This is a genomic window from Burkholderia sp. MSMB1072 (genome assembly GCF_001524725.1).
In the GTDB taxonomy this organism is placed as follows: domain Bacteria; phylum Pseudomonadota; class Gammaproteobacteria; order Burkholderiales; family Burkholderiaceae; genus Burkholderia.
The window spans coordinates 65,514-85,442 of sequence record NZ_LOYC01000032.1 but is presented as its reverse complement, the minus strand read 5'-3'; the positions used below and the strand labels follow the sequence as shown (position 1 = coordinate 85,442).

Sequence of the window (19,929 nt, the reverse complement as noted above, 5' to 3'; positions counted from 1 at the left end):
GTCACGATGAGGATCCTGGTAGTCAACGTCAACACGACCGAGTCGATCACCGACGCGATCGCCGCACAGGCGCAGGCCGCCGCGTCGCCCGGCACGGAGATCGTCGGGCTGACGCCGCGCTTCGGCGCGGAGTCGATCGAAGGCAACTTCGAGAGCTACCTCGCGGCGATCGCCGTGATGGATCGCGTGTTGAACTACGACGAACCGTACGATGCGGTGATCCAGGCCGGCTACGGCGAACACGGCCGCGAAGGGCTGCAGGAACTGCTGACGGTGCCCGTCGTCGACATCACCGAAGCGGCCGCCAGCGTCGCGATGCTGCTCGGCCATCGCTACTCGGTCGTCACGACGCTCGACCGCACGGTGCCGCTGATCGAGGATCGCCTGAAGCTCGCCGGGCTCGATGCGCGCTGCGCGTCGGTGCGCGCGAGCGGCCTCGCGGTGCTCGAGCTGGAAGCGGATCCGGCCCGCGCGATCGAATCGATCGTCGGCGAGGCGCGGCGCGCGGTGCAGGACGATCGCGCGGAAGTGATCTGCCTCGGCTGCGGCGGAATGGCCGGCCTCGATCGGCAGATCGAGGAATGCACGGGCGTGCCGGTGGTCGACGGCGTGTCGGCGGCGGTCGCGCTCGCCGAGTCGCTGGTGCGCCTGAAGCTGAAGACGTCGAAGGTCCGCACGTACGCGCCGCCGCGCGCGAAGCGGATCGTCGGCTGGCCGGGAACCTTCGCGAAATGACAGGCCGCCGGTTGGCTGCCATGTGGCGCGCACGCCCCGTCTCGCCGGGACGCGTATCGGCATGCGCAACCCGCTAGACCGGACGGCCCTGCCCCGCGGCGCGTCCGACGCCGCGGGCGCGCTCGACGTGCTCGATGCACGGCTGATGCGCATCCTGCTCGCGCTGCTGACCGAGCGTACCGTGTCGCGTGCGGCCGTGCGCCTGAACATGTCGCAGCCGGCGACGAGCGCCGCGCTCAAGCGCCTGCGCACGCTGCTCGGCGACCCGCTGCTGGTGCGCAGCCGCTACGGGATGGTGCCGACCGAGTTCGGCGCGCGCCTGATCGAGCCGCTGCGCAATGCGCTGCGCGTGATCGACTTCATCCGCATCCAGCAACCGCGGTTCGACGCGCGCACGTCGGTGCGCACCTACCGGATCGGCTGCCCCGACTACCTGAACGTGCTGTTCGTGCCGAAGCTCGTCGCGCTGTTTCGCGAGCGGGCGCCGAACGCGCAACTGGTGTTTCATCCGCTCGGCGACGGGTTCGACGACGAACGCGCACTGGCCGACGGCGAACTCGACGTCGTGATCGACAACCGGCCCGCACGCCGGTCGCGCTTTCGGCAGGACGACCTGTTCGACGATCGCGTCGTGTGCCTGATGCGCGCGACGCATCCGCTCGCGCGGCGCGGCGCGATGACGGCCGCCGGGTTCGCGGCGGCGCCGCAGCTGTGCCCGACGCCGTCGTGGCTCGAAGCGTCCGGCGCGATCGATCGGCAGCTCGAACGTGTGGGCCTGCAGCGGCGCATCGCCGTCACGCTGCCGCACTTCGAGCTCGCCGCGCATGCGCTCGTGCGCACCGACCTGATCCTCACCACCACGTACCGGCTCGCGCGGCACTACGCGAAGCTGCTGCCGCTCGCCGCGGTCGCGCTGCCGGCCGAGCCGCCGGACATCGTGTACCGGATGACGTGGAACGAAGCGGGATCGTGCGCGGAAGGCGGTCGGTGGCTGCGCGGACTGATCGCCGAAGCGACGCGCGCGTGGCTCGACGCCGAGGCGACGCTGCCGGCAGTCGCCGCGGTCGCCGCTTCCGGGGCCGATGCGGACATCCCGGCAACCGCGCCAGCCACCGCCGATCCGCCCGAGCCCGTCCGGCGCACGCGCCGCAGACCAGCCACGCATTGCCATGCGTCGCATCCGGCACGCGTCGCGCAGGCGGCACGCGTCCATCGCATCGCGACGAAGTCGCACTGACCGACGCCGCACCCGGGCCGCAAGCGTGCGCTCGGACGCCACGCCGCATGTCAGACCGGTCCTATTTACCCGCGCCGCGACGACTCGCCAGAATGACGCATTGAACACGTGCCGACGGGCGTCGCCTCGCGAACGCCCGTAGCCGCTTTATCGAATCGAGGAAATCCGCATGAAGAACGCACTCGTCGCGCTGGCCGTCCCGGTCGCGCTATTCGCGAGCGCCGGCACATTCGCCGGCACTCAGGACTGCTCGACACGCATCCGTGCGCTGAACACGCAGATCGACAACGCGAAACGGTTCGGCAACATGCAACAGGCGATGCGCCAGCAGGCCGCGCTCGATCGGATCACGGCCAACTGCACGGACGCCGGCCAGCTCGCGCGCGCCGAACGCAAGCTGACCGACAAGGCGCGCGACCTGCGCAATGCGGAAGACGAGGTACGCGACGCACAGGCGCGCGTCCGCGAAGCCGAAGCGCTCGGCGACGCAAGGAAGCTGAACCATGCGCAACGCAAGCTCGCAGACAAGCAGGCGAAGCTGCGCAACGCCACGCGCGACCTGCACGACGCGCAGGTCGATCGCGACGCGCTGAAAGGCTGACGGATCGAAACGGCGTGCCGCGCGAATATGCATTTCACGATTCGATGTTTGTCGGCCGGAAACCGATTCCGTAATCTGCCCGGCAGCCGCGCCGCCCGCGCGCGGATCACCGAGGACACACCGCCGATGACCCACTCTTTCGCCACGGCACGCCGCCGCACGCTGCAACGCCTTGCCGCCCTCGCCGCCGCGCCGCTCGCGAGCGGCCTCGCGCTGCCCGCGAGCGCGGCCGGCGCCGACCTGTCGGGCGTCACGCTCGTGCTCGGCGACCAGGCCGGCGGCCTGCGGGCGCTGGCCGAAGCGGCGCGCGTGCTCGACGGCACGCCGTACCGGTTCCGCTGGGCCAACTTCCAGGGCGCCGCGCCGCTGTTCGAAGCGCAGCGCGCGGGCGCGATCGATCTCGCGCCAGCCGGCGACCTCCCCGTCCTGACGGCCGCGCTCGGCGATCCGTCGTTGCGGATCGTCGCGACGCGCGTCGGCTCGCCGGCGTCGCTCGGCATCGTCGTGCAGCCCGACTCGCCGGTTCGCACGGTGGCCGACCTGAAAGGGCAAACCGTCGTCGTGTCGTCCGCGCGCGGCAGCATCTCGCAATACCAGTTGTACGGCGCGCTGCGCGAACACGGGCTCGCGCCGCGCGACGTCGACGTGCGCTTCGTGCTGCCGGTCGACGCGTTCTCTGCGTTCGAGGCGAAGCGGATCGGCATCTGGGCCACGTTCGATCCGTACTACGGGCATGCGGTGCGACGCGGCGCGCGCATCGTCCGCGACGGCAGCGGCATCAATTCGGGGCTCGCGTTCCTCACGTCGCCGATCGAAACCCTCGACGATCGCGGCAAGCGCGCGGCGCTCGCGGACGTGCTCGCGCGGCTCGCCCGTGCAGGCCAATGGGCGCTCGCGCATCCCGCCGACTATGCGAGCGTCTATGCATCGCTCACGCGCCTGCCGCCCGACGCGGCCACCGATATCGCACGGCGGGCCGCGCTCGCGCAGCGCAGCCTCAGCGGCGCCGACATCGACGTGCTGCAGCGCGTCGCCGATCGCGCGGCGGCGGACGCGATCCTGCCGCGCCGCGTCGACGTCGCGTCGATCGCCATCCGGAACGTGGCGGCCTGAGTGGCGCCACGCGGGGCGCGGGCACGCGTTCAGCGCGGCCGCGCCATATCGAGATCCGGCACGTCGTCGCCGAACGTCGACGCGACGAGCGTGCGCATCGCGGCGATCAGCAACGTCGGCCCCGACTGGTTGAACGTGCAGCGCTCGCCCGCGGCCGGCACGGCCCGGTGCAGCACCGCGCGCCAGACGCCCCGCCCGCCGTCGCGCTCGAACGCGGCGAACGGCAGCCGCTCGACGAGCGGGCCGCCGTCCGCCCACGACGACGACGGCGCGAACGGCGTCGGCGCGCCGCCCGGCTCGCGAATCACCGTGCATGCCGACGTGTCGACGCGCGGCTCGACGAGGTCTTCCGCCATCGCCACCCAGTAATCGAGCGTGGCTCCCGTCAGGTCCTGGACTTGCATGGCCGTCTCCGCATGACCGTTCTGTCGAACGACGTCCTCGCTGCCGTGTGCACGACGACGAGGACGGCGTCCCATGCGCGACAGGGTTGCGTCCCCCGTCGCCCTGCGACAAGCATAGTTCAACCGCGCTGCATCGCGTTCCGGGACGACCGTGCGACCGCGCATCTCACGCCCGTCGACATCTTCGATCTCGACTCCGACCGCCAGCTCTATCGCACGATACTCATCGGCGACGTGCCGGTCGGCCCCGACGGACGGCCTTCGATCGCGCACGAAGGCACGCCGGTCGAAACGGCGTCAGCCGTCGCCCTCGGCCGACGCTGCGAACGTCGGCTCGCGCGCGCCGGCTTTTCTCCGTCAATCGAGCCACACGCCGTCGAACCGGTGTCCGCCGAGCGGCGAGAACGTCAGCCCGTGTACGCGCCTGGAAATCGGCAGCGACACGATCGACGTCGCGATCGGCGTGAACGGCACCTGGTCCTTGAACACCACCTGCGCCTGCTCGTACAGCGCCGTGCGCTTCGCGACATCCGCATTCGAACGCGCCGCCGTCACGAGTTGCTCGAAGTCCTTGTTGCACCACTTCGCGAGATTGCTGCCGTGCACCGCGTCGCAGCCGAGCAGCGTGCCGAGCCAGTTGTCGGGGTCGCCGTTGTCGCCCGACCAGCCGTACAGGATCGCGTCGTGCTGGCCGTCGTGTTTCGCGCGGCGGTTGTATTCGCCCCATTCGTAGCTGACGATCTTCGCGCGCACGCCGATCTTCGCCCAGTCCTGCTGGATCAGTTGCGCCATCAACTGGGCATTCGGGTTGTACGGGCGCTGCACGGGCATCGCCCACAGCGTCAGGTCGAAACCGTTCGGAAAGCCGGCCTGCGCGAGCAGCGCCTTCGCGGCCGCCGGATCGCGCGGCGCGTCCTTCAGGCGCGGGTTGTACGACCATTGCGCGGGCGGCATCGGGTTCGTCGCGATCGTCGCGTCGCCGTTGAACACGGTCTTGATGATCGCCGCCTTGTCGATCGCGATGTCGAGCGCGCGCCGCACGTCGACGCGATCGAGCGGCGGATGCTGCGTGTTGTACGCGACGAAGCCGACGTTGAAGCCCGTCCCCGAGAACAGCGTCAGCTTCGGGTCGCGCCGCACCGTCTCGAGATCGGCCGGCCGCGGAAACACCGACACCTGGCACTCGCCGGCCACGAGCTTCTGCAACCGCGCAGCCGGATCGGGCGTGATCGCGAACACGAGGCGCGCGAGCTTCACGTCGTCCGGTTTCCAGTAGTCGGGATTCGCATCGTAGCGGATCAGCGCGTCCTTCTGGTACGTGCGCAACAGGAACGGCCCCGTGCCGACCGGGAACTGGTTGATGTCCGACTCGCGATGGCGTGCGGCGAGCTGCGACGCATATTCGGCCGACAGCACCGACGCGAACGCCATCGCGAGATTGCGCACGAAGACGACGTCGGGCGACTTCAGCACGAAGCGCACCGTATAGTCGTCGACCTTCTCGATGCGCTCGATGTTGCGGTCGAAGCCGAGATCGCTGAAATACGGGAAGCTGACCGGATAGGCCTGGCGAAACGGATCGTCCGGGTCGAGCATCCGGCGGAACGTGAACACGACGTCGTCGGCCTGGAACGGCCGGGTCGGCTTGAACCACGCGGTCGTCTGGAATTTCACGCCGCGCCGCAGATGGAACGTGATCGTGCGCTGATCGGGCGACACGTCCCAGCTCGTAGCCAGCGACGGTACGAGATCGAGCGTACCGCGCTTGAATTGCACGAGCCCGTTGTAGATCGTGTACGTGCTCGCATCGAAATCGGTGCTCGTCGTGTGCTGGCCGGGGTCGAAGCCGGCCGGGCTGCCTTCGGAGCAGTACACGAGTGTCTTGCCCGCGGGTGCCGCGAGTGCGTGCGGCACGGCGCCGGCCAGCAGCAGCGACGCGGCCATGCAGCGCAGCAGCGCGGCGCCGGCATGCGATACGCCGCGCGTACGGCGCGCGGCTGACGAAACGAAAGGATTCTTCATGGTGAGAGAGGCAAGCAAGAGGTGCCATGCGAATGACGACCGTCGATCTTCGCGCGCATCCCGCCGATCGCTTACCAATTAATTCCGCGTTGCTTATCGTCGCGGATGCATCCCGCTGCCCCTGCATGGGAATGTCCATGCGAGCGCCGTGGACTTGCTCGCGGAACACCGCCGCGACGCCCGGCCCGGCGTCATGACGCAGCGCCGTTCGCTCACGGTCGCGGACATCCTTCCGGCCCCCTGCAGGTTCCGCCGAATTGGCGCATCGTATCGGTTGGCCAACGCCGGCACCGGTGCGCGGGAATCCGCCGGCGCACGCATGCCGGCACGGCGCACCCGCCGGTGCGCCGCCCGTTCCTGGAGGACCACGCATGTCGCTCAACCCCGATACGCCGTCTCGTCCCGTGAAGTCGCCGGGCCCCGATCATCCGATCCTGATCGAACCGCACTCGTCGCGCGTGGTCGTGAAGGTCGCCGGCAAGGTCGTCGCCGATACGCGCCATGCACTGGTGCTGCGCGAGGCCAGCTATCCGGCGGTGCTGTACATTCCGCGCGAGGATGCCGACATGTCGCTGCTCGAACGCACCGACCACGCGACCTACTGCCCGTACAAGGGCGATTGCGCGTACTACTCGATTCCGGCCGGCGGCGAACGCGCGACCAATGCGGTGTGGACGTACGAGCATCCGAATCCGGCGGTCGAATCGATTCGCGGGCACCTCGCGTTCTATCCGGACCGCGTCGATTCGATCGAGGAAAGCCTGCTCGTCACCGCCTAAGCGCGGTGCCCTGCCGCGTCACCGTTCACGTATCGTCCGGCTGCTGATTTGCATATGCGGATTCATTGGTTGGCCGCCGTCCCGCCTGGCCGTATCGTCTTGAGTCCGGCGCGGGCCGGCCGCGCGCATCGCTCGCGACCGGCCGCGTCCCGTGCCGATCGCGCCATGCCCGCGCGACCCGTGAACCCGCCAGCAGGACGCCTCGATGAACGACACACCGCATGCAGACCTTGAAACGACCCCGGCGAACCCGCGCCGCCGCCGGTGGCTGCACGGCGCGGCCGCCGGGCTGGCCGGGCTCGCGCTCGGGCCGCTCGCGGCCGCGCCCGCACGCGCCGACGCCGGCGGCACGCGATTGCGCATCGGCTTCCAGAAATACGGCAACTTCGTCGTGCTCAAGGCGCGCGGCACGCTCGAGAAGCGTCTCGCGAGCCAGGGCGTCACCGTGCAATGGCTCGAATTCCCGGCGGGCCCGCAACTGCTCGAGGGGCTGAACGCCGGCGCGATCGACGTCGGCACGGTCGGCGAAACCCCGCCGATCTTCGCGCAGGCCGCCGGCGTCGATTTCGTCTACATCGGCAACGAGCCGCCCGCGCCGCAGGGCGAGGCGATCGTCGTGCTGCCCGATTCGCCGATCCGCACCGTCGCGCAACTGCGCGGCAAGAAGGTCGCGTTCAACAAGGGCTCGAACGTCCACTATCTGCTCGTGAAGGCGCTCGAGCACGCGGGCCTCGCGTATGCCGACATCCAGCCGATCTACCTGACGCCGGCCGACGCGCGCGCCGCTTTCGTGCAGCGCAGCGTCGATGCGTGGGTGATCTGGGATCCGTATCTGGCCGCTGCCGAACGGCAGCTCGGCGCCCGCGTGATCGCGAACGGCGACGGGCTCGTGCGCAACACGCAGTACTACCTTGCCGCGCGCAAGTACGCGGCCGCGCACCCGCAGGTGCTGCGTGCGCTGCTCGACGAAGTCGACGCGGTCGATCGCTGGGCGCGCGATCACGTGCCCGAGGTGGCCGCGCAACTGTCGCCGCTCGTGGGCCTCGACGCGCCGACGCTCGAAGTCGCGCTCAAGCGCGCCGGCTACGGCGTGCAACCGATCGCCGATGCGACGGTCGCGTACCAGCAGAACATCGCCGACGCGTTCAGCGCGCTGAAGCTGATTCCGGGCAAGTTGTCGGTGGCGAGCGCACGTTGATGCGTCACGGCGCAGGCGCGCGATTCGCGATGCGACGCATCACGAAGCAGGCGCCGCACCGATACGCCGCCATTCGTCGTAGTCGGTGACGAGGCCCGCGTCGTCGATCGCGATATCGGCCGCATAGGCACCGCTCTCGTAGCGATACACGTGCGACGCCGTGCGCGTATAGCGCTGCTCGCCGCGCACGATGTCGAAATCCGGAAACCGCAGCCACGCGGTGCGAATCTCGGCCGACTCGTCGACGGCAAGCGCCAGCCGCCGGATCGGCAGCGTATTGGTCGACGGACTGAAGCCGAGATCGATATCGGTTGCGCCCGCAAGCATTGGCGCAGCGACGCCGTCGATCGCCCACTGCCCGGCATCGCAGGCGATGCTCCATTGCCGTGGCGGCGCCGTGCCGGTCCACTGCGTCACGCATGCCGAGCGCGTGAGCCAGTCGGCCCCGCATGCGATCGTGTAATCGATGCGAAACGGCGTGCCGTCGATCGCGCCCGTCACCGCCCCCGACAGCGCAATGCCCGTTTGCGACTCGTCGAGCTGGCACCATTCGGCCGCCTGCCACGTCTGCACGATCTGCCACGCGACGCAGTGCGTGCGTCGGGCTTCATTCCGTTGCGTCATGTCGGGTCTCCTGTCGGTCGCGCGGAAGGAAATCGATTTTCGCTCACGGCATGGACGAACGCACGCAGCTTCGACAGCGCGGGTCGCGTTCCGGCCGATAGTCAGTATCGGCTCGATGCACACCGTGGCCCCGCGCCGCTTTGGTACCATCCGTCGATCGGTAAAAATCGGACCGGAAGACAAAAGGCGCGACTTCATGGATTTGTTGGCGACGATGCGCATTTACGTCAGGGTCGTGGAGCGCGGCACGATGTCCGGCGCGGCGCGAGATCTCGACATGGGCCAGCCGGCCGTCAGCGAGCGCATCGAGAAACTCGAAAGGCATCTCGGCACGCGGCTGCTGATGCGCAGTGCGCGCACCCTCGCGTGCACGGAGGAAGGCCGCATCTTCTACGAACGCAGCAAGGCGCTGCTCGAAGCGGCCGAACTGGCCGTTGCATCGGTCTCGAAGACGGAGAATGCGCTCGATGGCACGATCCGGCTCGCGGCGCCGCAATGTTTCGGCGAGGTCGTGATGCCGGGCGTGCTGATGCAGATCCGCACCGCGTATCCGAAGCTGCACATCGACCTGGTGCTGAACGACGATATCGTCGATCCGGTCACCGAGGGCGTCGACGTGTCGATCCGGGTCGGCCAACTCGGCGACGGCGGGTTCGTCGCCTACGCGCTCGGCGCGGTCGGCCGCGTGCTCGTCGCCGCGCCGTCGTATCTCGACCGGCACGGCCCGCTCGACACGAAGGCCGATCTCGCGAACCATCCGTTCATCCGCGTGAAAGGCGTGTTCGCGAACGAACAGGTGCCGTTGCAGCGTGACGGCAGCGCAGTCGAGTACGCGCGCATCCGGACGGTCATCACCACCAGCCACTGGCGCCCGATGTACGACACGATCGCGGCGGGCGGCGGCATCGGCGTGGTTCAGTACCCGGCTTGCGCCGATGCGCTCGCGCACGGCCGGCTCGTCCGCCTGCTTCCGCACTACGACATCCCCGAGTTCGCGCTCAACGTGCTGGTGCACGCGCAGCGGCCGCTGCCGCCGCGCGTGCGCGCCGCCGTCGATCTGCTGAAAAAGGCACTCCCGCCGCTGCTGGCGCACCGTCAGCGGTAGCCATCACGCCTGCAGCGATTTCCCCGGCTCCTTCACGTGCGCATCGACTTCCATCTGATAGAAGCGCGCGCTGACGAAGCCGAACAGCGTCCAGCCGAGGAACACGCACAGGCCGCCGAGCATCAGCGCCTGCTCGCCCGAACTGAACAGCGCATAGAAACTGTACGCGGTCGCGACCATCGCGATCACGTTCGTCACCAGCGCCTTGCCCGGCGGCACCTTCGCGACCTTCTGGATCGTGATCAGCGCGGCCATCGACATCACGTAAGGCACGAGGTTCGTGACGACCGCGAGATCGACGATCTTCTGGAACTGGCTGCTCAGCTCCGGGCTGATCGTCATCAGCGCCAGCGCGACCTGCGCGACCAGCAGGATCACCATGCCGACGATCGGCGTGCCGGTGCGCGTCGCGCGTGCGAACACCGGGAGGAAATAGCCGACGTCCGCCGAGCTCTTGAACACCTGCGCCACCGTGAACTGCCAGCCGAGCAGCGAGCCGATGCACGCGATCACCATCAGCGCGGTGACGATCGTGCCGACGGTCGGCGTGAACATCGTCGCGAACGCGATGCCGAACGGCGCATTCGACTTCGCGAGGATCGCGTTGGGCACGATGCCCGCGATCACGTTGGTCGACACGATGTAGAAGATCGCCGACGCGATCGTGCCGCCGAGCACGGCGATCGGCACGTTGCGCTCCGGATTCTCCACGGCGTCCGAGTTCGCGCACGCCGATTCGAGCCCGAGGAACGCCCACAGCGTCACCGCGATCGAGCTGCCGACCGCCGGCCCGAACGGCATGCCGTGCGGATTCCACGCCGCGCCCCAGGTCGCGCCGCTGAACCAGAACCAGCCGATCAGCGACACGACGACGACCGGAATGATCACGCCCCACACCGTCACCGCGCCGATCCGGCCGGTGATGCGCGAGCCGCCGAAGTTCGCGACCGTCGTCAGCACGAGCAGGAAGATCGTCCACAGGCCGGTCTGCAGCGGCGACAACGTCGCGTCGAACAGCACGGTGCCGTAGCCGACCGCCGTGACGCCGATCGCGACGTTGGCGATCACGAGCGACAGCCCGTACGTGTAGTTCGCCATGTAGTTGCCGGCCTTGCCGAACGCGTACTCCGCGTAGCCGCCCATCCCGCCCGGCTTGCGGCTCAGCATCCCGCAGCGCGCGAACGCATAGGCCAGCGCGAGCGAGCCGCCGGCCGTGACGATCCACGACAGCAGCGAGATCGTGCCGACCTGCGCGAGCTTCGACGGCAGCAGGATGATGCCGGAGCCCATCATGTTGACCGCCGTGAGGATGGTGAGCTGCCAGACGTTCATCCGGCTCTTCGGCGCGGCCGCCGGTGCCGCGTCGGACATGCGCGCTGCGTTTTCCATGATGTCGATCCTTCGATGTGAGGCCGCCGCGCGGCCGGTCGCTCGTACGCCCGGTCGGGCTTCAGGCCGTCAGGCAATACACGCGGTACGTGCCGTCCTCGACCTCCACGCCGTGCGTGTCGTGCGCGAACCCCGGGAACCGCCGGTCGTACGCTTCGAGCGCCTTCAGGTAGCCGAGTACCGGGCCGCCGGCCGGCCCCGCGTTCTCGCCCGGCATCAGGAGCGGGATACCCGGCGGATACGGCACGACGCCGGTGGCCACCGTGCGCCCGGCCAGCTCGTCGAGCGTCACCTGCTCGATGCGGCCCTGCACGAGATGCTCGTACGCGCGCACCGGGCTCATCTCCGGCTTCGGCAGGATCGAGAACGCCTCCGACATCAGGCGCGTCGTGCCGAGCTGTTCCATCGCCGCGAACATCGTGTCGGCCAGATCCTTCAACCCCATGCCCGCATAGCGCGATCCATGCGCCTTCGCGAGCGACGGAATCGCCATGTCGAGCGGCAGGTTCGCGTCGTAGTCGCGCTTGAAATCGCACAGCGCGCTGACGAGCGAACCCCACTTGCCCTTCGTGATGCCGATCGAGAACAGGAACAGGATCGTGAAATCGGTCGTCTTCTCGACGACGATGCCGCGCGCATCGAGATACGCGGTGACGACGCTCGCCGGAATGCCGACCGGCATCAGGCCGCCGGCCGGCGCGACGCCCGGCGTGACGATCGACACCTTGATCGGATCGAGCATGCAGTAGCCGTCCTCGATGTTGCCGAAGCCGTGCCATTGCGCACCGGGGCGCAGCACCCAGCACGCCGGGTCGCTCGCGAGCAGTTCGGGCGGCGCATCGTGGAACGGCAGTGTGCGGCCCGTGCGCGCCTCCAGCACGGTGTCGGGCTGCCAGCATTCGAAGAACCAGTCGCCCTTCGCGCCGAATTCGCCGTTCATTCGCGCGATCATCTGCCGGAACGCGACGGCCTCCTCGATCGACTCGCGCGTCAGCGCGGCGCCGCCGGGGCCGTCCATCATCGCGGCCGCGACGTCGTTCGACGCGATGATCGCGTAGTTCGGCGACGTCGACGCGTGCATCATGAACGTTTCGTTGAACTGGCCATGCGGGATCGGGCTGCGGCCGTCGCGCACGTGGATGTACGACGCCTGCGACAGCGCGGTCAGCAGCTTGTGCGTCGACTGCGTCGCGAACACCGTGGGCCGGTCCGCATGATGGTCGCGCGGGTCGCCGTGCATCGCATGGCGGTCGCGGTAGATCGGATTGAACCGCGCGTAGCCGTACCACGCCTCGTCGAAGTGCAGCCGGTCGACGCTCGCGCCCAGCAGTTCCTCGACACGCGTCACGTTGTAGCAGAGGCCGTCGTACGTCGAGTTCGTGACGATCGCGTGCTTCGGCTGGCGATCCGCCAGCCCCGCTGCGAGCGGGTTCGATGCGATCGCCTCGCGGATGGCCGCCTGCGTGAGGCGCTCCGCGGCGATCGGCCCGATGATCCCGTAGCGGTTACGCGTCGGCACGAGGTACGTCGGGATCGCACCCGACATCGTCATCGCGTGCTCGGCAGACTTGTGGCAGTTGCGATCGCACAGCGCGATCTGGTCGCGGCTCACGCTCGCCATCAGGATGATGCGGTTCGACGTCGACGAGCCGTTCGTCACGTGATACGTGCGATGCGCGCCGAACACGCGTGCCGCGTAGCGCTCGCTTTCGCCGATCGGGCCCGAGTGGTCGAGCAGCGAGCCGAGTTCGCCCACCGAGATCGACAGGTCCGAGCGGAACAGCGATTCGCCGAAGTATTCGAAGAACGCGCGGCCGACCGGCGATTTCAGGAAGCCGGTGCCGCCGGTGTGGCCAGGCGTATGCCAAGAGTATTCGTAGACGCGCGAGAACTTCGCGAGCGCGCCGAACATCGGCGGCAGGACGGTCGAGCGATAGCGTTCGATCGACGCGTGAATGCGCCCGCCGATGAAGTCGGCCGTATCCTCGAGCAGCCACACGAAATCGTCGACCTTGCCCATCACCGCGGCCGGTACCGACGACGCGACGCTGCGGTCGGCCAGCAGGAAGATCGGCACGCTGCCGTTGCGATGCCGGATCGCGTCGACCACGGCCTCGGACGGCCCGTGGCCGTCCACGCCGAGATCCCAGTCGAGCAGCACGCACTGGATCGACGGATCGGAGCGTATCAGCACGATGGCGTCGTCGGCGGACGTGGCCGTCAACACGTCGATACCGCGTTGCACGAGCTCCGCGCTCAGCGTGCGGACTGCGCGCCCGGTTGCGGTTTCCTGCGCGATTTCGTCGTCGACCAGTAGCGCACGCATGCCGAGACGACGAATGCCGCCGACGGATGTATTCATGGTATTGCCCTCGCTGTTGCGTTGCTTCGATTGGTATCGTTCGTCTCACGAGCACGCGGACAGCAGGCCACGGGCAGCGGCATGAGACGCTCGCAATTCCGGCTTGATTCGCCATCCAATTCGGAGCCGACTATGCCATAGATGCTTTTCTCTGAAAAGCTGACGATTCGGTAAAACCATCGGCGCCTTTCAAATCGGATTTCATCATTGGATCATTTTTATGTGCGCCGCAGCATGCCAATTCCGGATTGTTTGATCATGCTCATGCTGCAATGACATTGCCGATTCGGTTCGATTGAATTCGCGGGATTTTGTTGCTACGATCGGCTGCGCCGGGCATGGCCCGATCGCGGCGGTGCCGCGCCGCGCAGGGCTTCTGGTGCAGTGCGCATTCGGCATTCAGCATTCGCGGGACCGTTTCGATCGGCTGCAGCGCGTGTCGGGCCCGGATTGCGCGCCGACGTGAATGCGGCTCCCGTTTTCAGGTCATTTACCGGAGAGTTCGCGTGAGCCTGTTGAAAATCGCAGTCGAGCCGGCGCTGATCGGCGCCTTCCTCACCACGCACGAACAGGTCGACGTATTTCAGACCGATTTCACGAATATCGCGGCAATCGTCGTTGGAATCGATTCCGCGGAAAAGGTGCTGAAAACCGTCGAAAGAACCGGTTTCGCGATTCCGTTCTTCGTCGCGGTCGAGCCCGACCAGGAAGTGCCGCCGTCGGTCCTGCCGCGCGCGAGCGGCGTGATCCAGCTTCGGCACGGCGGCCGCCATTACTACGGCCGGCAGATTTCCGCCGCCGCCGACATCTACAGCGAGAACCTGCTGCCCCCGTTCTTCAAGGTCATGCGCGAATACGTGCAGCGCGGCTACGTCGAATTCGACTGCCCGGGCCACCAGGGCGGCCAGTTCTTTTCGAATCATCCGCTCGGCCGGATGTTCTTCGATTTCTTCGGCGAAACGCTGTTTCGCGCGGACCTCTGCAACGCGGACGTCCGGCTCGGCGACCTGTTGATCCACGAAGGGCCCGCGCTGGAAGCGCAGCGCAACGCCGCACGCATCTACAACGCGGACAAGACCTACTTCGTGCTGAACGGCACGTCGACGTCGAACAAGGTCGTCACGAGCGCGCTGCTCGCGCCCGACGATCTCGTGCTGTTCGACCGCAACAACCACAAGTCGGTGCACCTCGGCGCGCTCGTGCTGTCCGGCGCGCGGCCGGTCTATCTGGAGACCGCGCGCAACGCGTGGGGCCTCATCGGCGGCGTCGACAGCGCGGCGCTCGGCGAGGCGCGCATTCGCGACGCGATCCGCGACGTCGCGCCCGAGCGCGCCGACCTGCCGCGCCCGTTCCGGCTCGCGGTGATCCAGCTCGGCACCTACGACGGCACGATCTACAACGCACGCGAAATCGTCGACCGGATCGGCCATCTGTGCGACTACATCCTGTTCGATTCGGCGTGGGTCGGCTACGAGCAGTTCATCCCGATGATGCAGGATTGCTCGCCGCTGATGCTGACGCTCGGCCCCGACGATCCCGGCATCTTCGTCACGCAGTCGGTGCACAAGCAGCAGGCCGGCTTCTCGCAGACGTCGCAGATCCACAAGAAGGACAGCCACATCGAAGGCCAGAAGCGCTTCTGCGATCATCGGCGCTTCAACAACGCGTACATGATCCACGCGTCGACGAGCCCGTTCTACCCGATGTTCGCGGCGCTCGACGTCAACGCGCAGATGCACGCGGGCCCGGCCGGCAAGCGCCTGTGGCGCGACTGCGTCGCACATGGCGTCGATGCGCGCAAGCTGCTGCTGAAAACCTGCCGCCAGATCCGCCCGTTCGTCCCGCAGCAGATCGACGGCCGCCCGTGGGCCGATTACCCGACCGAGCAGATCGTCGACGACCTGCGCTTCTTCCGCTTCCATCCGGCCGACACGTGGCACGGCTTCGAAGGCTATGCGGACGACCAGTATTTCGTCGATCCGTGCAAGCTGCTGCTGACCACGCCCGGCATCGATCGCGATACCCACGAATACGCGCCGTTCGGCGCACCGGCGCCGATTCTCGCGCGCTATCTGCGCGAGCACGGCGTCGTGCCCGAGAAAGCCGACCTGTACACGATCCTGTTCCTGCTCACGCCGTCGGAGAGTTTCGGCAAGCTGCAGCATCTGGTCGCGCACCTCGCGCAGTTCGAGCGCCATCTCGACCAGGACACGCCGCTGCGCGAAGCGATTCCATCGCTGTGCGAAGCATATCCGGAGCTGTACGGCACCATGCGCCTGCGGCAGCTGTGCCAGCGCATGCACGATTTCTACCGCAGCCACGACATGAAGCATCTGCAGAAGCAGATGTTCCGGCGCGCGCAGTTCCCGAAGCAGGCGATGCTGCCGCAGGCCGCGAATGCCGAGTTGATCCGCAACAACGTCGAACTCGTCACGCTCGACCGCATCGCGGGCCGGATCGCGACCGAAGGCGCGCTGCCGTATCCGCCCGGTATCTTCTGCGTGGTGCCGGGTGAAGTGTGGGGCGGCCCGGCGCTCGACTACTTCCGCGCGCTCGAAGCCGGGATCAACGCGCTGCCGGGCTTCGAGCCGGAAATCCAGGGCGTGTACCTGCAGACGAAGCCGGACGGCACCCGGCAAGCCTCGGCGTACGTGGTCGCGGCCGGCGCGGACGCGTCGCGCCTGTAAGGACGGTGGGCGGCTGCGGACTCGCGGCCGGCGTGCCGGCATGCGCGTGCGCATCGCGCCCCGCGACGGCCAACGCCGTGCGCGCACCGCCCCTCACCACGCCTGCCGGTAAATCTGCAGCGCGTCGGCCTCGGTCACCTCGCGCGGATTGTTCACGAGCAGGCGCGTCTGCAGCATCGCGTCCGACGCCATCCTCGGCAGATCGGCCTCGCCGATGCCGACCTCGCGCAGCGTGCGCGGAATGCCCGTCGCGACGATCAGCCGGTCGATCTCGGCGATCAGCGCATGCGTTTTCGCTTCGTCGCTGCCCGTGGCCGACGGCGCGACGATGGCCGCCAGTTCCGCATACAGCGGCGCGGCGGCCGGCGCATTGAAGCGCAGCACGTGCGGCAGCACGAGCGCATTCGACAGCCCGTGCGGCACATGAAAGATGCCGCCGACCGGATAGGCCAGCGCATGCACGGCCGCGACCGGCGCATTCGCGAACGCCTGCCCCGCGAACATCGCGCCGACCAGCATCGCTTCGCGCGCGTGCCGGTTCTGCCCGTCGTCGCATGCGGCAAGCAGGTTGCGCGACAGCAGCGTCAGCGCGTGCGTGGCCAGCATGTCGGATACCGGATTCTTCAGCCGCGCGGACGTGTACGCCTCGATCGCATGCACCATCGCGTCGATGCCGGTGGCGGCCGTCGCCGCACGCGGCAGGCCGAGCGTGAGTTCCGCGTCGAGGATCGCGACGTCCGCGAACAGATGCGGCGATACGACGCCCATCTTGCGCGCCTCGCCGACCGTGACGATCGACACGGCCGTGACCTCGGAGCCTGTGCCGGCCGTGGTCGGCATCTGCACGAGCGGCAGCCGCGCGCCGGCGACCTTGTCGACGCCGTACATGTCGGCCAGCGCCTGCTGCCCCGGCGCGAGCACCGCGATCAGCTTCGCGACGTCCATCGACGAGCCGCCGCCCAGGCCGAGCACGATCTCGGCATCGGCCGCGACGGCCCGCTCGGTCGCTTCGAGCACCACGTGCTCGGGCGGATCGGCGATCACGTCGTCGATCACGGTGACCTGCCAGCCGTGCGCGGCGAGGCTCTCCAGCGCGGGCGCGAGCACGCCGCTGCGATGCAGGAACGCGTCGGTGACCACGCACAACCGCGCGAGCGCCGGAAAGCGTTCGCGCAACAGCGCGCCGAGCCGGCGCGCGGCGCCGAATTCGACGATCTGCGTCGGAACGGTACGGAATTGAAACGGGTTCATCGGGTGCCTCCCGGTGGCGTCGCCGTGCCGGTGTCCGGCTGCACCATGTAGCGGATCACGTCGCGACGATCGAGCAACGGAATGATCGCGCCGACGCCGATCCGCTGGAAATGCGGCGTTTCCCGATGCGCATCGAGGCCGTCCGCATCGCGGTAGCGCTCGAGGATCACGATGTGGTCGGGGTTCTCCGGCGACCGGAAGTACGCGTAGTCGAGATTCTTCGGCTCGGCCCGCGTGGCCGGCGCGAGCTCCGCGAGCAGTTCGACCACGCGGTCGCCGTTGCCGGGCTTCGCGAAGTAATGCGCGATCACCTGCAGATAGGGTTCGTTCATGCTGCGCTCCAGGTTCGACACAAGGCCGTCACGACGGGAGCGCACACCATCCGCCATGAACCGGACGGATTCAAACGCGATGAGGCGGCACCGTATCGCTGACGCGTCGTCGCATTGTATTGAATCGGCACGGCCTTCGCAGCGCCGCGGCCGGGCCGCGAACATCGGGCCCGATCCCGCACGGCACGCTCACGGCAAGCCGGAGCCCGGCCGGCCGCCGCGAGCTTTGGGCCAGCATCCTGCTCACCACGGCACCGTCCGCCCCAGATAGTCGAGGTACTCAAGCCCGGGCCGCGCCCGCTTCGCCAGCAGCACGTCGACGAGGCTCGGCACGCTCTCGTCGATGGTCAGGCGCGCATCGGGCCCGCCGAGTTCGGTGCGGACCCAGCCGGGCGCCATCAGCGCCAGCGCGCGGCGCGTATCGGCCTGACGCACCGCGAAGCTGCGCATGAACTGGTTCAGCGCGGCCTTGCTGCCGCGGTACACCTCGCGCATGCCGGTAACGTTGTTCGCGACGCTGCCCTGTCCCGACGACATTGCGCCGATCAGCCCGTCGTCGGTCACGAGATCCTGCAGCGTCTCGATCACCCGCATCGGCGCCAGCGCATTCGTGATCATCACGCGCACGAATTCGTCGGTCGTCACTTCGCCGATCGTTTCATTCGGATCGTTGGTCGTGCCGGCATTCACGAACAGCATGTCGAAGCGCCGGCCCGACAGGCGCTCGCGCAGTGCGGCCAATTGCGCGGGCTCGCAGATGTCGAGCGTGCCGATCTCGACCCAGCCGTCGAACCGGTCGGCCAGGTCGTGCAGCTTCGTGCGCCCCGATCCTTCGCGCACGGTGCCCGTCACGTGCCAGCCCTTGTTCAGGAATGCCTCCGCCATCGCCAGCCCGAGGCCGCGCGACGCTGCAACGAGCAGGATCGCGGGAGCGTTTCGTCGATTCGATTCGGTCGATTGCATGGTGTTTCGCCTTTGCCCTGTTTCGTGACGCACCCACTATAGGCGCACACTGCGACAGGCGCCAGACGCATCGAATGCAATCCATCGTTGCATCGAACGCCATGCCAAACCCCGCAGTGGCGTATCCTGTTCGCATGGAAGACATCGACCTGAACCTCGTCACCGCACTCGACGCGCTGCTGTCGGAGAGCAGCGTGACCGGCGCCGCGCGCCGGCTGGGCCTGAGCACGTCGGCGATGAGCCGCACGCTCACGCGGCTGCGCATCGCGACCGGCGACCAACTGCTCGTGCGCGCGGGGCGCAAGCTCGTGCCGACGCCGCACGCCGCCGCGTTGCGCGACCGCGTGCATGCCGTCGCGAGCGACGCGCGCGCGGTGCTGCGTCCGGCGACCGCCGACGTCGACTTCGCCACGCTCACGGCCACCTTCACCATCCGGGCAGCCGCATCGTTCATGGAAATGCTGGCCGGCCCGGTCGTCGCCGCCCTGGCCGACGTCGCGCCGCGCGTGCGTATTCGCTTCGTCCCGAAACTCGACCGCGATCCGCAAGCGTTGCGCGACGGCACCGTCGACCTCGAAATCGGCAAGCGCGGCGACGACGCACCCGAACTGCACACGCGCATGCTCTTTCACGACTGGCACGTCGCGGTGGCGCGCGCCGGCCATCCACTGTTCGCGTCGGCCCGGATCACGCCCGCGCGCTATGCAGCCTGCCGTCACGTCGTTTCGGCCCAGTTCGGCGATTTCGGCGGACCGACCGACGACTCGACCGGCGCGATCGCCCCTGGCCCCGCCGTGCACGTCGTCGTGCCGAGTTATCCGGACGCGATGCGTGTCGCAGCCGGCACCGACCTGATCGCGCTGGTGCCGCACTCGAGCCTCGGCAACGCGTGCTCGCCGGGACTCATCGAAGCCCTCGGGCTGCGCAGTTTCGAGATCCCGGTCCGGCTACCGGCGATTCTCGTGTCCGCGCTGTGGCATCCGCGCATGCACGGCGACCCCGTACATCGCCGCCTGCGCGACACGGTCATCGCCGTCTGCCAGCGCGCGTATCCCAATTCCCGCCCGCCACGCACGGCGGCGCGCGGCAACGAAGCACACGCCGCTGACTGACGTTCCGCGGCCCGA

The 19,929-nt window shown here is 68.4% G+C and carries 17 protein-coding genes and 1 pseudogene; 10 read left to right on the top strand and 8 right to left on the bottom strand.

Annotated elements, in window-relative coordinates:
* The first annotated feature begins 6 nt into the window (after positions 1–6).
* From WS89_RS16825 to WS89_RS16810, 4 genes are all read left to right on the top strand, one after another.
* Positions 7–735, top strand: a complete 729-nt coding sequence (locus tag WS89_RS16825) for an aspartate/glutamate racemase family protein (RefSeq protein WP_059792067.1) — start codon at positions 7–9, stop codon at positions 733–735.
* A gap of 61 nt (positions 736–796) precedes the next feature.
* Complete coding sequence (locus WS89_RS16820; RefSeq protein WP_059792065.1) at positions 797–1,972, top strand: LysR family transcriptional regulator; 1,176 nt, start codon at positions 797–799, stop codon at positions 1,970–1,972.
* A gap of 169 nt (positions 1,973–2,141) precedes the next feature.
* Positions 2,142–2,573 (top strand): DUF1090 family protein, encoded by a 432-nt coding sequence (locus WS89_RS16815; RefSeq protein WP_059792063.1) that lies wholly within the window; start codon positions 2,142–2,144, stop codon positions 2,571–2,573.
* A 126-nt stretch (positions 2,574–2,699) separates the two neighbouring features.
* Complete coding sequence (locus WS89_RS16810; protein ID WP_059792092.1) at positions 2,700–3,686, top strand: ABC transporter substrate-binding protein; 987 nt, start codon at positions 2,700–2,702, stop codon at positions 3,684–3,686.
* A 29-nt stretch (positions 3,687–3,715) separates the two neighbouring features.
* Here WS89_RS16810 and WS89_RS16805 read toward each other — a convergent pair whose 3' ends face one another.
* A complete protein-coding gene (locus WS89_RS16805) occupies positions 3,716–4,090 on the bottom strand; it encodes a phage protein NinX family protein (RefSeq protein ID WP_059500822.1) in 375 nt (124 codons plus the stop codon).
* 120 nt (positions 4,091–4,210) lie between these two features.
* Here WS89_RS16805 and WS89_RS34670 point away from each other — a divergent pair.
* Positions 4,211–4,402, top strand: a pseudogene (locus WS89_RS34670) (TauD/TfdA family dioxygenase); the annotation flags it as partial.
* 45 nt (positions 4,403–4,447) lie between these two features.
* On the opposite strand, the gene WS89_RS16800 reads toward WS89_RS34670, so the two are convergent.
* A complete protein-coding gene (locus WS89_RS16800) occupies positions 4,448–6,112 on the bottom strand; it encodes an ABC transporter substrate-binding protein (RefSeq protein ID WP_059500823.1) in 1,665 nt (554 codons plus the stop codon).
* Between the two features lie 371 nt (positions 6,113–6,483).
* Here WS89_RS16800 and WS89_RS16795 point away from each other — a divergent pair, with 371 nt between their 5' ends.
* Both WS89_RS16795 and WS89_RS16790 read left to right on the top strand, forming a co-directional pair.
* Positions 6,484–6,891 (top strand): DUF427 domain-containing protein, encoded by a 408-nt coding sequence (locus WS89_RS16795; protein WP_034205125.1) that lies wholly within the window; start codon positions 6,484–6,486, stop codon positions 6,889–6,891.
* Positions 6,892–7,096: 205 nt separating this feature from the next.
* Positions 7,097–8,089, top strand: a complete 993-nt coding sequence (locus WS89_RS16790) for a sulfonate ABC transporter substrate-binding protein (protein ID WP_059792061.1) — start codon at positions 7,097–7,099, stop codon at positions 8,087–8,089.
* 39 nt (positions 8,090–8,128) lie between these two features.
* On the opposite strand, the gene WS89_RS16785 is transcribed toward WS89_RS16790, so the two are convergent.
* Complete coding sequence (locus WS89_RS16785) at positions 8,129–8,713, bottom strand: putative glycolipid-binding domain-containing protein (protein WP_059792059.1); 585 nt, start codon at positions 8,711–8,713, stop codon at positions 8,129–8,131.
* Between the two features lie 196 nt (positions 8,714–8,909).
* On the opposite strand from WS89_RS16785, the gene WS89_RS16780 reads away from it, so the two are divergent.
* Complete coding sequence (locus tag WS89_RS16780; protein WP_059792057.1) at positions 8,910–9,818, top strand: LysR family transcriptional regulator; 909 nt, start codon at positions 8,910–8,912, stop codon at positions 9,816–9,818.
* 3 nt (positions 9,819–9,821) lie between these two features.
* Here WS89_RS16780 and potE read toward each other — a convergent pair whose 3' ends face one another.
* Positions 9,822–11,207, bottom strand: coding sequence for a putrescine-ornithine antiporter (potE, locus tag WS89_RS16775; protein WP_059500827.1), 1,386 nt, complete (start codon positions 11,205–11,207; stop codon positions 9,822–9,824).
* 61 nt (positions 11,208–11,268) lie between these two features.
* The gene (locus WS89_RS16770) at positions 11,269–13,569 is read right to left on the bottom strand and encodes an Orn/Lys/Arg decarboxylase N-terminal domain-containing protein (protein ID WP_059792055.1); all 2,301 of its coding nucleotides are present in this window, start codon (positions 13,567–13,569) and stop codon (positions 11,269–11,271) included.
* Between the two features lie 506 nt (positions 13,570–14,075).
* Here WS89_RS16770 and WS89_RS16765 point away from each other — a divergent pair.
* On the top strand, positions 14,076–16,256 hold the full coding sequence (locus WS89_RS16765; RefSeq protein WP_034205131.1) for an ornithine decarboxylase: 2,181 nt from the start codon (positions 14,076–14,078) through the stop codon (positions 16,254–16,256).
* A 93-nt stretch (positions 16,257–16,349) separates the two neighbouring features.
* Here WS89_RS16765 and WS89_RS16760 read toward each other — a convergent pair whose 3' ends face one another.
* The 3 genes from WS89_RS16760 to WS89_RS16750 all read right to left on the bottom strand — a co-directional run bounded on the left by WS89_RS16760 (position 16,350) and on the right by WS89_RS16750 (position 18,802).
* Complete coding sequence (locus WS89_RS16760; protein ID WP_059792053.1) at positions 16,350–17,507, bottom strand: iron-containing alcohol dehydrogenase; 1,158 nt, start codon at positions 17,505–17,507, stop codon at positions 16,350–16,352.
* Complete coding sequence (locus tag WS89_RS16755) at positions 17,504–17,839, bottom strand: putative quinol monooxygenase (protein ID WP_059500888.1); 336 nt, start codon at positions 17,837–17,839, stop codon at positions 17,504–17,506. The genes WS89_RS16760 and WS89_RS16755 overlap by 4 nt, the downstream gene beginning before the upstream one ends.
* Positions 17,840–18,082: 243 nt before the next feature.
* Positions 18,083–18,802, bottom strand: a complete 720-nt coding sequence (locus tag WS89_RS16750; RefSeq protein ID WP_059792051.1) for an SDR family oxidoreductase — start codon at positions 18,800–18,802, stop codon at positions 18,083–18,085.
* A gap of 134 nt (positions 18,803–18,936) precedes the next feature.
* On the opposite strand from WS89_RS16750, the gene WS89_RS16745 reads away from it, so the two are divergent.
* Positions 18,937–19,914, top strand: a complete 978-nt coding sequence (locus tag WS89_RS16745; protein ID WP_059792048.1) for a LysR family transcriptional regulator — start codon at positions 18,937–18,939, stop codon at positions 19,912–19,914.
* The last annotated feature ends 15 nt before the right edge of the window (positions 19,915–19,929 follow it).

Bases quoted from the DNA above. Each gene is read 5' to 3' on its own strand.
- WS89_RS16825 (WP_059792067.1), top strand. From the start codon at position 7: ATGAGGATCCTGGTAGTCAACGTCAACACGACCGAGTCGATCACCGAC.
- WS89_RS16780 (WP_059792057.1), top strand. From the start codon at position 8,910: ATGGATTTGTTGGCGACGATGCGCATTTACGTCAGGGTCGTGGAGCGC.
- WS89_RS16815 (WP_059792063.1), top strand. From the start codon at position 2,142: ATGAAGAACGCACTCGTCGCGCTGGCCGTCCCGGTCGCGCTATTCGCG.
- WS89_RS16750 (WP_059792051.1), bottom strand. From the start codon at position 18,802: ATGCAATCGACCGAATCGAATCGACGAAACGCTCCCGCGATCCTGCTC.
- WS89_RS16795 (WP_034205125.1), top strand. From the start codon at position 6,484: ATGTCGCTCAACCCCGATACGCCGTCTCGTCCCGTGAAGTCGCCGGGC.
- WS89_RS16800 (WP_059500823.1), bottom strand. From the start codon at position 6,112: ATGAAGAATCCTTTCGTTTCGTCAGCCGCGCGCCGTACGCGCGGCGTA.
- WS89_RS16790 (WP_059792061.1), top strand. From the start codon at position 7,097: ATGAACGACACACCGCATGCAGACCTTGAAACGACCCCGGCGAACCCG.
- WS89_RS16755 (WP_059500888.1), bottom strand. From the start codon at position 17,839: ATGAACGAACCCTATCTGCAGGTGATCGCGCATTACTTCGCGAAGCCC.
- WS89_RS16745 (WP_059792048.1), top strand. From the start codon at position 18,937: ATGGAAGACATCGACCTGAACCTCGTCACCGCACTCGACGCGCTGCTG.
- WS89_RS16760 (WP_059792053.1), bottom strand. From the start codon at position 17,507: ATGAACCCGTTTCAATTCCGTACCGTTCCGACGCAGATCGTCGAATTC.
- WS89_RS16820 (WP_059792065.1), top strand. From the start codon at position 797: ATGCGCAACCCGCTAGACCGGACGGCCCTGCCCCGCGGCGCGTCCGAC.
- WS89_RS16785 (WP_059792059.1), bottom strand. From the start codon at position 8,713: ATGACGCAACGGAATGAAGCCCGACGCACGCACTGCGTCGCGTGGCAG.
- WS89_RS16810 (WP_059792092.1), top strand. From the start codon at position 2,700: ATGACCCACTCTTTCGCCACGGCACGCCGCCGCACGCTGCAACGCCTT.
- WS89_RS16770 (WP_059792055.1), bottom strand. From the start codon at position 13,569: ATGAATACATCCGTCGGCGGCATTCGTCGTCTCGGCATGCGTGCGCTA.
- WS89_RS16805 (WP_059500822.1), bottom strand. From the start codon at position 4,090: ATGCAAGTCCAGGACCTGACGGGAGCCACGCTCGATTACTGGGTGGCG.
- potE (WP_059500827.1), bottom strand. From the start codon at position 11,207: ATGGAAAACGCAGCGCGCATGTCCGACGCGGCACCGGCGGCCGCGCCG.